The following is a 13,891-nucleotide window of genomic DNA, read 5'->3' as shown; positions in this document are numbered from 1 at the left end:
TTTCAAGGACTTTACATGTAAACTTATTGAGAGCTTAGGCTTCCTTCTTCACATCCACATTATCGGATGGGTCACCCCAACATTCCACATTCTTCAAACCTTTAATATTGTTCACATGGAAGACAGGATTTTTCCCACTTTTCTTTTGCTTTTGATAATCCGCCAGTGCAGCAAATGCAATCTTCCCTAGTAATGCTATGGCGATCAGGTTGATAATGGCCATAAGGGCCATCAGCAAGTCAGCCAGTCCCCAAACAAAATCCAGTGAGGCAAGAGAACCGAATATCACCATCCCTACGACTGCGATACGATAGATGTTTAACCAAACCTTTTTTTCATTGATGAAGCCAATGTTCGACTCTCCATAATAATAGTTGCCCACAATGGAGCTAAAAGCGAATAACAGTACAATAATGGCAAGGAAAATACCCGCCCAAGATCCCAATGCCGTTCCAAGGGCATTTTGGGTAAGGACGATTCCGTCCGTTTCCTTCGATGTATAAAGACCTGAAAACAAAATGATGAAGGCAGTCGAACTGCAAATGATGAGCGTATCGACAAAAACACCTAGTGACTGAATGAGCCCTTGTTTAACGGGATGACTGACATCTGCCGTCGCACCAGCATTAGGTGCACTACCCATCCCGGCTTCATTTGAAAATAGGCCGCGCTTGATTCCCTGCATCATGGCTGCTCCCAGTACTCCGCCAGCCACTTCTTTTATTCCATTAAATGCACTTTCAAAGATCAGAACAAAAACACCAGGTAACTCGGTAATATTCATGATGATGATAATCAACGCCACTATAACATAGGCTCCTGCCATGATCGGAACGATGACTTCAGAGACCTTTGCAACCATTTTGATCCCGCCAAAAATGATGACAGCCGTGACGATTGCCAGGATGACAGCCGTAACCCACTTTTCAATTCCAAACGATTCATTGAATGCGCTTGTAATCGTATTGGCTTGAACCGAATTGAAAGCAAGTCCAAATGTAAGCGAAATCAACACAGCGAACGTGATGCCCATCCAGCGGGCATTCAATGCTTTTTCCATATAATACGCAGGACCGCCGCGGAATGCATCCCCATCCTTGACCTTATAGATTTGAGCAAGTGTACTTTCAATGAAAGCCGAAGCAGATCCGATCAGTGCTATTAACCACATCCAGAAAACGGCTCCAGGTCCGCCCATCGTGATCGCTATGGCAACACCTGCAAGGTTACCCGTTCCCACCCGGGAAGCCGTACTAATACAAAATGCCTGAAAGGATGTCACACCTTTTTTTTCCGCAGTGGCCCCTTCACCCAATAGCCGGAACATTTCCCCTACCATTCTGAATTGAACAAACTTCGTGCGTACGGAAAAATAAAGTCCCAATCCAATTAACATGATGATTAAAATGGATGACCACAACACATCATTTGTCTCACTAATAAAATTTTCTAACATCTCCATTAAAACAAACCCCTCTACTACACTATAATTATTATTATAAAAACATATACAGCTATAATTTATTCCCCTGTTCATTGGGGAGATAAAAAAATGAAGCCATAAAAAAAAAGGAAATTCCGTTATGAATCTCCAATACAATAATATATTATATCCTAACACTCTATTTTTTTCATTCATGAATTGGTGTAATCAATAGAAAAATATAATATTTCAGTATCATTTCCTTTAGATAATAATCTTTCTTCCTCACTTCATTTAACGTTCACTACAACGTTAATTAAATTTCTATTCAAAAACAACTTAGATATAGTACATAAATGCCTCACACGTCCTGATTCCAGATTAACGTGCGAGGCTTATTTTGCATTCATCTGCTCTATCTTATATTCTGGATTGCTGTAGGTCTCAAGGTTGAAATTAGCTCTTTTATGATATCCTTGTTCTGCCTCTCCTAGATGGTTAGAATACCTTGTGCAAACATCTTTCTTAATTCTTTCTTATCAATTTTTCCAATCGGCGTTAATGGAAACTTATCTAGAAAATAGACAACTTTAGGAACCATATACTTTGAGGTTCTTTGTTTGCAGAAATCAATTAATTCCTCACTAGTACAGTTCAACCCTTCTTGCAGTGATGCAACGACACACACTACTTCTCCCCAATCTGGATGGGGAACACCTATGCAAGCACTTAATGCAACAGAAGGGTGCAGGTTCACCACCCGCTCAACTTCTGAAGAATATACGTTCATCCCGCCTGAAATGATCATATCTTTCTTTCGATCTACGATATAAAGGTAACCGCTTTCATCCCATTTACCAATATCACCAGTGTAGAACCAGCCATCACGGATGTATTCCTGGGTAAGATCAGGTCTTTGATAATAGCCTGCCATCATCGCTGGGGATTTTACGATAATTTCGCCAAGCTCGGAAGGTTCTACATCATTTCCTTCATCATCAATCAGTCGAACTTCGGTAAGAATGCACGGTTTTCCACAGCTTTTCAAAATTTCCGAATTGTTATGATAAGCCCATACATGAGCGCTTTTCGATAGTCTTGTAATGACAATATTACATTCTGTCATGCCGTATTGCTGGCGCATAATGGGCCCGAATACTTCAAAAGCTTCTTTAAGGCGCTTTTGTGAAATTGGTGACGCGCCGTAGAAAATATTGCGCATGGAGCTCATATCATATTCCATCTTCTTTGTCTGATCAAGTAATCTGTATAACATGGTCGGTACCATGAAAGTCGTCGTAATTTCATGTTCCTTTATCGCCCGTATGAATTCTGCAGCGTCGAATGAGCCCATCACATAGACATGGACGCCCGAAACAAGGGATCTCCAAAGTAATGAACCGGCTGAATGCACAATAGGCGTACTTAGCAATACTCGGTCTCGGTCGTCAAGTGGGTCTTCAATAGCGGCAGAAAGTATGGCGGCGCCGAGTCCCTTTTGGGAATGCATGACGCCTTTCGGTGTACCCGTTGTCCCGCCTGTATATGAAAGAAGGGCAATGTCTTCCGCTTCAGCTAATGGCAAGTCTAAATTATTTATTTCACTGGGCCATTGAAACCGTTCAAACTCCTCTGGATAATTAATATTAAAGCCAGGAAGCCCAATGACATGGACATCTTCCTTCTTCATTTCTTCCAAATACTCAAAGAAGGTATCAAAGTGTGTCTTTGTAGCTATTATGACCACTTCTGGTTTTGCTTCCTTTAGGATGAATTGTATTTCTCGTTTCCCCAGTTTTTCACTTAATGGCACTAAGGTAGCTCCACATTGCTGGATGGCCAAACCAAACATCACACTTTCCAAACTGTTTGGAATGATGGTCGCTATGCGGACACCCCTTCCTGCACCTAAGCGAAGTAAATAAGAAGAGATAAGTTCAGTTTTCTTCCATAACTCGTCGTAGGTTATCGTTTCCCCGGTTGGCAACAAGGTAATTGCAGGCAGTTCGCCGAATCGTTTCATTCCTTTATTCAACAGTGACTGAAATGTCAACTTATGCAGCATGTATTTTTTCCTCCCTCGAAAAAGGTTTTACCCTTTTAATAATGCTTTGGCAATTGTATTTTTTTGAATTTCCGAGGTTCCGCTCAGAATCCGATACATCCGTGCACTCCTGTACATTTTTTCTACTGGATGACCTTTTACCAAGCCTTTGGAGCCAAAGATTTGGATGGCCTTGTCAGCCACACGGCTATTTACTTCTGAAGCAAACAGCTTTGCCATGGACGTGCCTGCCCGATCCTCTTTTCCTTGATCAATTTTTTCAACCACATCATAGACCATGCACCTTGCTGCATAGATTTCCGTCGCCATTTCTGCGAGCATATGCTGAATTGCCTGGAAGTCACCAATGGGCCGTCCATGTTGGACTCGCGTTTTAGCATGCTCAATAGATAAATTGAGAAGGTGTTGAGCCATTCCGATAAATCCGGCCGCATGGGAAGCGCGATTTGTGTTTATTCTCTTCAATCCGAGCAGCAACCCTTTTCCTGGTTCTCCGATTATATTGGCGGCAGGCACTCGACATTGATTGAAATTTAATTCAGCATGTATGCGCTCTCCTGATAGGGGAACTTGAATGTCTCCTAGTTCAAACCCCGAATATTCGGGTGTTTTTTTATCTACTAGGAAAGCAGTGATTCTTCCTTTTTCTCCTTCCTGATATTCTTTCGCTATGACAATGGCGAAATCAGCATAGGGTGCAGCACTGATAAAATGTTTTTTTCCATTCAATAAATAATCATTTCCGTCTTTGACAGCTGTTGTTTCGATAGCAAAGGCATCCGATCCGGCATTTGGTTCTGTAAGGGCAAAGCAGCAGCTAGCTTCCCCCTTCACGACGGGCATCACATATTTTTCTATTTGCTCCTGTGTAAAACTTTCCAGCATCTGACCAATTCTTAGCGGCCCGCCAATCTCGCCGATAACCTGCCCCCATAACACCGCTCCGGAACGGGCCAATTCCTCCTTGAACATGCATAATCCTTTTAAGCTAACATCTTGTCCACCATACTTTTCAGGGAGGTTAATTCCATAAAAACCCAATTCCCTGGATCGTTTTCTTGCCCATTGTATGGCTTCCCTCGGTATATCCTCTTCAGCGTTCAATCCATGCTCCTGTTCATATGGAAGCAATTCATTTTGAATGAAATCCTGCAACTTTGCTTGAAGTACCTCTAATTTCTCTTCCTGCGTTGTTACCATAAGTTTCCCCTTTCATTTTTTGGTTTTTGTCAAACTGTTCAAATATTTAAAATGTTATAAAATTAATTTTAATTGTAAATAATACTTAAGTAAAATAATCATATATGATATAAACATAAGAAAAATTGATGTAAATACAAAAAAATATTAGTTCCCCTTCATCATGGGAAACTAATATTTAAGAGTAGTATAGAATTCGAGACATTTAATAAACTCCCTGGCAGCTTTTGAAAAATACTGCTTCTTAGAGCGAACATAACCGAATTCCATTGTATTATTTTCTAGCTCCACCAAAGGAATGGCCACAAGTTCCCCGCTTAGGAAATAGGGGTCGCTGTTAACTCCAATATCAAAGGAAAAGGCAATGGCTAATCCCTCAGCGACGGTTTTTTTGATGATTTCTGTATTATTTGTGAAAAACAAAATATTCATCTCACCGTAATGATCAAAAAAACCTTTGATGAACGCCTTCATTCTTGGTCCATTGTAAACGACCAAATTTTCGTCCATTAGCTCTTGTGGGGTTATGCTTTTACGTTTGGCTAAAGGGGAATTCTTACTGACAGACACAATCACTTTTGCTTCCATTAAAGGTTGAAATTCCAACTCATTTTCTTTTGGTTTAACCTTTGGAATGTTTAATAGCCCGATGTCTATCTTATCATTCAGTACTTCATCGGTTATCTCTTGTCCCCCCTTTTCTTCAATCACGATTTTCACCTCTGGATACTTCTTCTTAAATAATGCCAAGGATTTAGGCAAAACCGTCAGAAATAAACCTTGTGTAGAGGATAGGCGTAATTCTTTTTCCATCGTATCTGAATGTATTTGTGCACTGTCTCTTATTTCTTCTAATTTGCTTAATACTTCAAGAGCTTTCTGAATGATTTCCTTTCCGTCTTCTGTAGGTATCGTTCCTAACCTAGACCGCTTGAAGATTTTTATACCTAATTCCTTCTCCAGACTCGTAATGGCCATGCTGATTCCAGATTGAGAGATATGGAGGCTCTCTGAAGCCGTGGAAATCGAGTTAACCTCGGCTACCTTAATGATATATTCCAATTGTTCAATATTCATGGTTGATTCTCCTTCTAGCCTATTACTAATATCATACCTCGAAAAGAAAGCCCTTTCAATTTTAGAGATGTGGAATCAGGACATCTCAAACTGTCTCCTCAAAAGCAGAATGCCAATTTTATACAATGGTAGTTGTTTTTTCGTATTCTTTAGCGGGTTGTGCCCGATTATTTTTAATAGAAACGGCAACAACCGTTCCCAATAACGCCATTATTACTAAAAACAGGAAAGCTGCATTATAGGAGTCATTAAACAGACTGATAATCAAACCGAGGGCTAAAGGCGAAACCGCACCTGCAATTTGACCAGCAAAAGTTACGAGTCCGGAGGCAGAGCCCGTAAGTTCCTTTGGTGAGTATTTTATGATAATCGTATATAGAACGGTTCCAAAGAAAGACAGCGCTATGGAGTTGAGAGTGAGATAAGTGATGAAAAGTGCTATGGACGTGGCGTTAGACATTAAAAAGAGAAAAATTGCCGATAATAAAGCGCCTGCAGCAGCAAGATACTTCTCCCGGTTAGCCATATGCTTATCCAGAAGCCATCCGCTTACATTAAACATCAAGAAACCAAAAACATAAGGGATTGCCAATAAACCCCCGGCGTCTATTAAATCCACCCCTTTTTCCTTAACCAAATATATAGGCATCCAAGTGATCAGACCATAGTTGATAATATTTGAGATAAACTTGAAAGTTATGAGTTTCCAAATGTTTTCGATTTTAAATAATAGTTTCAGGGCTACCTTTTTTTGTTTCGGATTGTCTTTTTTAACCTCTTGAGTTCCTTGAGGCTTTAGAATGAACCAAATACCGAAAGAAATTATTATCCCTAGAATTCCGGCAATGGTAAACATGCCCCGCCAACCGAAAGCTACAACCATTGAAGCGGCAAGAGCAGTACCTAATATCCCGCCAATATTCTGGGCGGACAGGAAAAACGAATTGGCCCGGCCCCGTTCTTCTTCCGGGAAGTTATTTCTTATAGTGGACATACTGGCAGGATAGAAAGGCCCTTCACCTAACCCGAACAGAAAACGAATGAATAATAAAGACATAAATGACCAAGCAAACCCACACATTACAGTGAATAAAGACCAACTAAATAAAGAAACTGTAACCATGACCCTCGCTCCATATTTATCGGTCATCCATCCGCCAAGCGGTTGCATGAGTGAGTAACTAACAAAAAATATACTAATTAAAAAGCCTGTCTGGGACGTATTGAGATGAAACTCATCTGCAATAGGAATAATTCCGACATTTATGGCAACGCGATCAAAAAAGCTTAAAATCATCCCAACAAATAAAAGGCCGCTAATCACTAATTTTCGTTTCTTACTTGCATACAGCTGCATTCCTCATCACTCCATTTTTTATATTTTCACAAAACTTTTGAATTATATAAGGGAAGCGCTTACATTCCCTTTCGAAATGCCAAGCCTGAAAATTCACTTTTCACTTATTGATTTTTGTTCTGTGACTATTAGGAGCGTTTTCATTAAAAGACAATAAAGACAATAATGATTTAAAAAAACGAAACTGGGATGCCTACAAGATTATTTGATACATTCAAACCCACGAGACTAATAAGTAGACTCGTGGATAGAAACATCCCTCACTTGATCCATCATGCTATAAAGTAGTTGATTATCACGGAGTAACGATATTGACCTTTGGTTGAAATTGATCAAGCAAAGACAGGAAATCTTCAAACTGTTCTTTATCACCGGAAATGGAAACTTTACCGGCCGCTGCCATTTTGGATAAATCTTCACGACCTAGAGCAAAGATAGAAGGTTATTCTATCCAGTATTAATGTTGCATCAGGGTTGGACGCCATTTTCCCTTTTTTGAAGTTCAATACAGAATTATCCAGATCAAACATGTAATTGGTTTTTGAATCTGTAAATGTCAAATTGAATGTCATAATTTTATTTTCCGCTTTTGTTCCATTTAATTTAATGGACAAGAATTTCAAGAAATCATCCATTGGCATATTGAGCAGCGTATCGAGATTCATCATTCCGCCAGTTCCCTTGGAGTCTGCCACACCATTCCTTAACTCATCTGCGCCGGTTAGATAGAAATTACGCCACACAGAAGATTCAGCTGTGTATCCTAATTGTTCATAAGCATTAGCCAGTAAATTTTTTGCTTCTGTATTTTTGGGGTTAGCCATGACCACATGCTTTAAGACTTGAGCCACCCAGCGATATTCCCCTTTTTTATAATCAAGTTTTGCCTGTTTAATGACCTTCTTTTCCCCACCCATATATTCTATATATTTAGCGCCCGATTCTTCTTGTGGTATAGTATCCAAGTCGGATGGATTACCGTTGAAATATCCTAAATAAAAGTTGTACACCGCTTTTACGTTGTGTTTCAATGTTCCGTAATACCCCCGATTGGCCCAAACTTTATCCAACTTTTCAGGAAGCTTTAACTTTTCCGCGATTTCTTCAGGTGTGAGTCCTAAATTAGCTAATCGTATGGTTTGGTCATGAATATATTTATACAAATCACGCTGACTTTCCAACTGCTCCAGAACATGGTCTTTTCCCCATATGGGCCATGTATGGGCGGTAACCATAGCATCTATATCTTCATTCCCAAACAGATCAACTGTTTCATCAAGTGCTTTCACCCATTTTAAGGTATCTCTGGTTTTAGCTCCCCTTAATGTATAAATGTTATGTAACGTGTGTCCTGTGTTTTCGGCTACGACTAAAGTTTTGTAATCATTGATATAATAATGCATCTCAGATGGAGCTTCTGAATCCGGCGTCAATAAAAACTTAAATGTTATTCCGTCTATTTCCACCGTTTGAATATCATCCTTTACTTCCATTGTTGGAGGTAAATAGCTAAAATTTCCGTTACTTAATCCCGGGCCAATTCCAGAAGTAACAAATCCTCTTTCATTTGCGGGTAAAAGATTTCCAAACATATAACCTGCACGGCGAGACATTATATTACCTAAAAGAATGTTTTCACTTAGCGCTTCATCATTAAAACCTGCGGGGACAATAATGGGCACCTTTGCTGGATTTTCAGCGTACTGAGCAATGCCTTTCATACCACCAAAGTGATCCGCATGACTATGACTAATAACAATGGCACTTACCGGATTTTTGGGTCGATGTTCAAAATACAGCTCCATCGCTGCTTTGGCCGTTTCAATTGTAGAAAGTGTATCCAAAACTATCAATCCTGTTTTTCCTTCCACAATGGTAAGCACTGATAAATCCTGGCCCCTAACTTGATAAACGCCATCTACCACTTTAAATAAGCCTGTTATATTTTGTAGTTGTGCCTGTCTCCACAAGCTAGGGTTTACAGTAAAACTTGCCGGCTGATCTTCTTTGATGAATGAATATCGATTACTATCCCATACTACGTCACCTTTTGAATTTTTTATTGGATTCATATTCAAGGGTGCAATGAATCCTTTATGTGCATTCTTGAAATCTTCCTTGTCTTTAAAATTCAACTGTTCATAAAAAGCCTTATTTGCTGATATAGTTGCATTTGTTGCGGGCATTGGCTTATCGGATGAAGCATTTGTAGCAGAAGTTCCTGCGAGTATAGCAAAAATAATGGGAACGGAAACAATTCCTTTAATAAAAGTTACTTTGGACATTTCATACCCCTTTCTCGTTTGAATAAGCAGATATCATGTCTATATTCCGTATGTTGAAGAAGTAAACTTTCTCTTTTTATAGAAATTTTTAGAATAATTGAATTTATTTTATAATTAATTAGCCATTAAGTATATTTCATATTTCTAATAGTAACTTCAATTTTATTTATATATAAACTGCTTGTTTACATACGTTTGTTCGGCTAATCTGAACATCCCAATACAAAAAGCCCCTCCCGATAGAGAAGAGCTTTTATGAATAATCATGGGGTTTATTCAATTTGCTATGACTTTTTCAAGGTAAGGGGGCCGGGGGCACATCGTTAACCATGAAACTGAAAACGCTGCCAAATTGTAATAGTAAACCAAAGAGGCTTTCCTTCCTTATTGAAGAAAATTAACAAATTTAGACACCCCTATTTTATTAAAACGATTGTTTTTCCTGACTAGCCATAAATTTCTTGTTATATCTATTCTGGAAATAACCACTTCCCGCAAAAAGCCTTGCTCCAATTCCCTGGCCACTGTCAACCTTGGCAAAATGCTGATTCCAAGTCCAGCTTCAACCGCACTTTTTATCGCTTGTGTGCTACCAATCTCCATGTAACTTTCTATTTTTGCTAAAACCCCATGCTCCCTTAACATGTTTTCTACTATAAGCCGTGTTCCTGAAATGGATTCACGCCAAATCATTCTTTCATTCCCCAATTCCTCAAGCTGAATTTCTTTTCTGTCTTTCCATGGGTGGTCGGACGGACATACCAATATCAATTCGTCCTCGGCGAACTTTTCTACAATAAAATCGCTGTTTTCCACAAGCCCTTCCACCAAGGCCAAATCAATGACATCGTTTGAAAGATCCTCAAGAACCCGGGGGGTATTTTTTATCGTTAATGTCACTTTTATTTCAGGCTGTTGTTTTTTAAATCTCCCAAGCAAGCTCGGCAACAAATACTCACCGATTGTCAAGGATGCCCCAACTATGAGGTTTGCATTGTACTTGCCAGTTGATTGCTGAATCACTTCTTTTGAATGGTTGAAGTCATTTACAATAGCTTTCGCAAAAGGGTATAACAACTTTCCTGCCTCTGTAACTCTCAGCCTTCCTTCCTCACGGTCGAATAACAAAGTGTTATAATAATTTTCCAGTTGATGGATTTGTCTTGTTACAGCGGGTTGAGATAGGAAACTTAACCTCGCTGCCTGGCTTATGCTTCCTTCATCCACCACTAAACAAAACATTTTTAGATTTTCTAATTTCAAGAAAACGACCTCCATGTTTTTTGATAGTTAATTAAAATGATAGCATCATAAAGGTAAATGGTGAAATGAAAAACGAGTGCTACATCCCTGAATAAGTGAGGCTATTAAATTATTGGCGACATTCTTTATAAAACGGATAAACCTTCTGGGTATAACGTTTTGTTATACCCGATGATTTTGTTGCAATTTACCCATTCCTTTTTCTTTGATATGTTAGTAATAAGATTAAAACAAAGCATGCAAAGGAAGTGACTGATGTCAATGAAAGGACAATGGAAAACTCTATTCCATTTATTTTGGACCTTTTTTAAAATAGCACCTGTCACATTCGGAGGCGGGTTTGCGATGATCCCTTTAATCGAAAAAGAAGTGGTCGAGAAGAGGAAATGGATGAAAAGCGAAGAAGTTACGGATGTTTTTGCGTTATCTCAGTCCGTACCGGGAGCTGTAGCCATTAACTCCGCCACCTTTATCGGCCATCGAATTGCCGGAATGAAGGGGGCAATGGCAGCCATGATCGGTGTTTCATTACCTACCTTTTTAATTGTTCTGCTCCTAGGCATTTTGTATTTTTTCATTCAGGATAATCCGAAGATAGAATCCGCATTCATATCGATCAGAGCTTCCATAGTAGCCATCATCGCCTATGCGGCTATCAAGATAGGAAAAACGGCTGTTGTAGACAAAGCAACTTTCTGTATTTTACTAGTAGGAATTCCAGTCCTCTTCTTTCTTCACCCTGTGATAGTTATAGTAGCAGGAGCTGTAGCGGGTATTGTGACAATCTCCATTAAGAGAAAATTAGGATACGATGTCAAGTTGGACAGAAAAGATATGAGAAAAGAAGAAAATGATTTCGAACCTTTCATGGGTGCTGGCATATAGGTAAATCTAAAAAAGGGTCTAACTAACTTTCAAGAAAGCGTGTGATATTATGATGGAATTGTGGGAGTTGTTTAGCACCTTCTTTATTATCGGCTTTGTATCGTTCGGAGGCGGATACGCCATGATTCCCGTAATAGAATCGGAAGTCTCACAGCATGGATGGATGACGACGCAGCAATTTACCGATATAATCGCCATTTCCGGGATGTCCCCAGGACCCGTCACAGCCAATAGTGCCATTCTCGTTGGCTATTCGACTGCTGGATTAGCAGGAGCCATATCATCCGCTCTCGGAATCTTGCTACCTGCTATTATATTCGTGACCGTTATAGCCACCTTCTTCAGCAAATTGAATCATTTTCCAATTATTCAATCCATGTTTTATGGATTAAGACCCATTGTCACTAGTTTAATCCTCTTTGCAGCAATCAGTTTAGCACTTTCCAATCATATGATAGCCCCGAACTTTTCATGGCATACGATTAGCTTATTACTCGTTTTTGGATTATCGTTATTTGCCCTAATGAAATTACGCTGGCACCCAGCCTATGTAATTATTCTTTCTGGTTTAGTTGGTGTTGTCCTCTATTCATGACAAATGCCTCACGCAAAACCATTATCAATATGGACCGGAAAGAAGCACAGTTATTTTGGTTATGGAAAAAATTTGTCTATCATAAATTAAAGAAATATCAAACAGATGAATTGGTATTTTCAGGTCAGATGAAGACGGCCTTGATTAGTTTAGGACACTTATTCTGAAATAAGAGCGAGGGTGACTTCTGAATAATTTTTATGCTTATGTTTTAGTATTTCGATCATACAGAAAACACCCTGTATCCAATGATCCAGGGTGTTTTTCATTACCTATTCTCATTTTAAGAAGTACGTTTCTTCGCTACATCTTCTCCAGGCCGAAACCGTGGAAAACCAATCAAGATGGCAACGACTCCACAAAATCCAATTAGTATTGGGTAATATGAATACGGCAAGATGCTTATCGGTGAAATCTTTGCTACTCCTGCTGCAACAAGCAGCTGTGCCCCATATGGAATCAACCCTTGGATACAACAGGCAAAAACGTCAAGTAAGCTCGCCGATTTACGCGGATCAATCCCATACTTTTCAGCAATATTTTTGGCAAGTGGCCCGGCAATGATAATCGAAATCGTGTTATTTGCCGTTGAAAGGTTCGTCAAACCAACAAGCCCGGCAATGCTGAATTCCGCCCCTTTTTTTGATTTGCTATTTCGGGTCACGAGGTGGAGTAGATAATCGATGCCACCATTATGTTTGATTACAGCAACCATACCTGCAATTAAAATGGCAAGGAAGGATATTTCATACATTCCCGCCATTCCTTCACCAACTTTTTGAATGACACCCAACGGTTGATAACTTCCATCCGCCAAGCCGATTATTCCGGCAAATACAATTCCGATAGAAAGGACCAGGAACACATTGACTCCTGCCAATGCAGTGATCAATACGCAAAGGTATGGAAGAATCTTCACCCAATTATAAGAATTTTGGGTGATGTCGGCTTGTTCACCCATCGTTAAAATTCCAAGAATGGCACATGTGATGATGGCCGCAGGTAAAACGATGAAAAAATTCACCTTAAACTTATCCTTCATTTTCGTTCCCTGTGTTCGAACTGCAGCGATTGTCGTATCTGAAATGAAGGATAGGTTATCTCCAAACATCGCACCACCAATAACGGCAGCCATTGAAAAGGCAAGCGAAATATCGGTTTGCTCGCTAATTCCCACCCCGATAGGTGCTAGGGCTACAATCGTTCCCATGCTAGTCCCCATAGATAGAGAAATAAAACAAGCGATAATGAATATCCCTACCATTAAAAGATTTTGCGGAAAAACGGCTAAGGCAAGATTCACCGTTGATTCAACTGCCCCCATGCCATTTGCAACTTCGGCAAAAGCGCCGGCTAAAAGGAAAATGATAACCATTAACATAATATTGGCGTCACCGGCACCTTTACAGAAAATATCAACCTTTTGATTGAAACTTTCTTTCCGATTCATTGCCAATGCAGCTGCTGATGCAATAGAAATTGCTACAATCACCGGAAATGAATAAAAATCTTTAGTGACGATTCCGGACCCTATAAATAAAATTAAAAATACGACAAATGGAATCAAAGCCCATGGATTCCCTTTATTGTTTGCACTCATGATGTACACCTCTTTTTATTTTTCCCATGACATGTGTCATAGCTTTTATTCTTTTAACAGTTTTCGCAAATAACACCAATTTGAACTTGATTACCCATTCATGGAGCTATAGCTAAAAAAACTGTCAGCATAAAAAAGACC

General features: G+C 39.5%; 12 protein-coding genes. 3 read left to right on the top strand and 9 right to left on the bottom strand.

Translation table 11 applies throughout. The annotated features are described in order from the left end of the window. Positions 1-34 precede the first annotated feature (34 nt). The 8 genes from MKY17_RS11705 to MKY17_RS11670 all read right to left on the bottom strand — a co-directional run bounded on the left by MKY17_RS11705 (position 35) and on the right by MKY17_RS11670 (position 10,670). Complete coding sequence (locus MKY17_RS11705; protein ID WP_098371841.1) at positions 35-1,462, bottom strand: alanine/glycine:cation symporter family protein; 1,428 nt, start codon at positions 1,460-1,462, stop codon at positions 35-37. A gap of 451 nt (positions 1,463-1,913) precedes the next feature. Next, entirely contained in the window at positions 1,914-3,488 is a 1,575-nt protein-coding gene (locus MKY17_RS11700; RefSeq protein WP_098371840.1) for an AMP-binding protein, read from the bottom strand. Between the two features lie 27 nt (positions 3,489-3,515). Next, a complete protein-coding gene (locus MKY17_RS11695; protein ID WP_098371839.1) occupies positions 3,516-4,688 on the bottom strand; it encodes an acyl-CoA dehydrogenase family protein in 1,173 nt (390 codons plus the stop codon). Positions 4,689-4,859: 171 nt separating this feature from the next. Continuing rightward, positions 4,860-5,765: a LysR family transcriptional regulator gene (locus MKY17_RS11690; protein ID WP_098371838.1), complete on the bottom strand. Its 906-nt coding sequence runs from the start codon at positions 5,763-5,765 to the stop codon at positions 4,860-4,862. A gap of 118 nt (positions 5,766-5,883) precedes the next feature. After that, positions 5,884-7,122 (bottom strand): MFS transporter, encoded by a 1,239-nt coding sequence (locus MKY17_RS11685; protein WP_098371837.1) that lies wholly within the window; start codon positions 7,120-7,122, stop codon positions 5,884-5,886. A 295-nt stretch (positions 7,123-7,417) separates the two neighbouring features. Next, complete coding sequence (locus MKY17_RS11680) at positions 7,418-7,525, bottom strand: alkyl sulfatase C-terminal domain-containing protein (RefSeq protein ID WP_098371836.1); 108 nt, start codon at positions 7,523-7,525, stop codon at positions 7,418-7,420. Between the two features lie 13 nt (positions 7,526-7,538). After that, positions 7,539-9,407, bottom strand: coding sequence for an alkyl sulfatase dimerization domain-containing protein (locus tag MKY17_RS11675; RefSeq protein WP_098371835.1), 1,869 nt, complete (start codon positions 9,405-9,407; stop codon positions 7,539-7,541). Positions 9,408-9,791: 384 nt separating this feature from the next. Further along, positions 9,792-10,670 carry a LysR family transcriptional regulator gene (locus tag MKY17_RS11670; RefSeq protein ID WP_098371834.1) on the bottom strand — a complete coding sequence of 293 codons (879 nt, stop codon included), beginning with the start codon at positions 10,668-10,670 and terminating at the stop codon, positions 9,792-9,794. Positions 10,671-10,925: 255 nt separating this feature from the next. Here MKY17_RS11670 and MKY17_RS11665 point away from each other — a divergent pair, with 255 nt between their 5' ends. From MKY17_RS11665 to MKY17_RS11655, 3 genes are read left to right on the top strand one after another with little or no spacing between them, the layout of a single operon-like run. Continuing rightward, positions 10,926-11,555: a chromate transporter gene (locus tag MKY17_RS11665; protein WP_260399715.1), complete on the top strand. Its 630-nt coding sequence runs from the start codon at positions 10,926-10,928 to the stop codon at positions 11,553-11,555. A gap of 49 nt (positions 11,556-11,604) precedes the next feature. Further along, the gene (locus MKY17_RS11660) at positions 11,605-12,150 is read left to right on the top strand and encodes a chromate transporter (protein ID WP_260399714.1); all 546 of its coding nucleotides are present in this window, start codon (positions 11,605-11,607) and stop codon (positions 12,148-12,150) included. Then, complete coding sequence (locus MKY17_RS11655) at positions 12,147-12,317, top strand: hypothetical protein (RefSeq protein ID WP_339201939.1); 171 nt, start codon at positions 12,147-12,149, stop codon at positions 12,315-12,317. The genes MKY17_RS11660 and MKY17_RS11655 overlap by 4 nt, the downstream gene beginning before the upstream one ends. Before the next feature lie 116 nt (positions 12,318-12,433). Here the strand turns inward: MKY17_RS11655 and MKY17_RS11650 are convergent, their stop codons facing one another. After that, a complete protein-coding gene (locus MKY17_RS11650) occupies positions 12,434-13,750 on the bottom strand; it encodes a Na+/H+ antiporter NhaC family protein (RefSeq protein ID WP_339201937.1) in 1,317 nt (438 codons plus the stop codon). Positions 13,751-13,891: the final 141 nt, after the last annotated feature.

The organism is Peribacillus sp. FSL P2-0133 (assembly GCF_037975445.1).
Classification (GTDB): Bacteria; Bacillota; Bacilli; order Bacillales; family DSM-1321; genus Peribacillus; species Peribacillus simplex_E.
This window is presented reverse-complemented; position numbering and strand designations above follow the sequence as displayed.

Coding starts and splice junctions, on each gene's coding strand:
- MKY17_RS11705 (WP_098371841.1), bottom strand. CDS start 1,462: ATGGAGATGTTAGAAAATTTTATTAGTGAGACAAATGATGTGTTGTGG.
- MKY17_RS11700 (WP_098371840.1), bottom strand. CDS start 3,488: ATGCTGCATAAGTTGACATTTCAGTCACTGTTGAATAAAGGAATGAAA.
- MKY17_RS11695 (WP_098371839.1), bottom strand. CDS start 4,688: ATGGTAACAACGCAGGAAGAGAAATTAGAGGTACTTCAAGCAAAGTTG.
- MKY17_RS11690 (WP_098371838.1), bottom strand. CDS start 5,765: ATGAATATTGAACAATTGGAATATATCATTAAGGTAGCCGAGGTTAAC.
- MKY17_RS11685 (WP_098371837.1), bottom strand. CDS start 7,122: ATGCAGCTGTATGCAAGTAAGAAACGAAAATTAGTGATTAGCGGCCTT.
- MKY17_RS11680 (WP_098371836.1), bottom strand. CDS start 7,525: ATGGCAGCGGCCGGTAAAGTTTCCATTTCCGGTGATAAAGAACAGTTT.
- MKY17_RS11675 (WP_098371835.1), bottom strand. CDS start 9,407: ATGTCCAAAGTAACTTTTATTAAAGGAATTGTTTCCGTTCCCATTATT.
- MKY17_RS11665 (WP_260399715.1), top strand. CDS start 10,926: ATGTCAATGAAAGGACAATGGAAAACTCTATTCCATTTATTTTGGACC.
- MKY17_RS11660 (WP_260399714.1), top strand. CDS start 11,605: ATGATGGAATTGTGGGAGTTGTTTAGCACCTTCTTTATTATCGGCTTT.
- MKY17_RS11655 (WP_339201939.1), top strand. CDS start 12,147: ATGACAAATGCCTCACGCAAAACCATTATCAATATGGACCGGAAAGAA.
- MKY17_RS11650 (WP_339201937.1), bottom strand. CDS start 13,750: ATGAGTGCAAACAATAAAGGGAATCCATGGGCTTTGATTCCATTTGTC.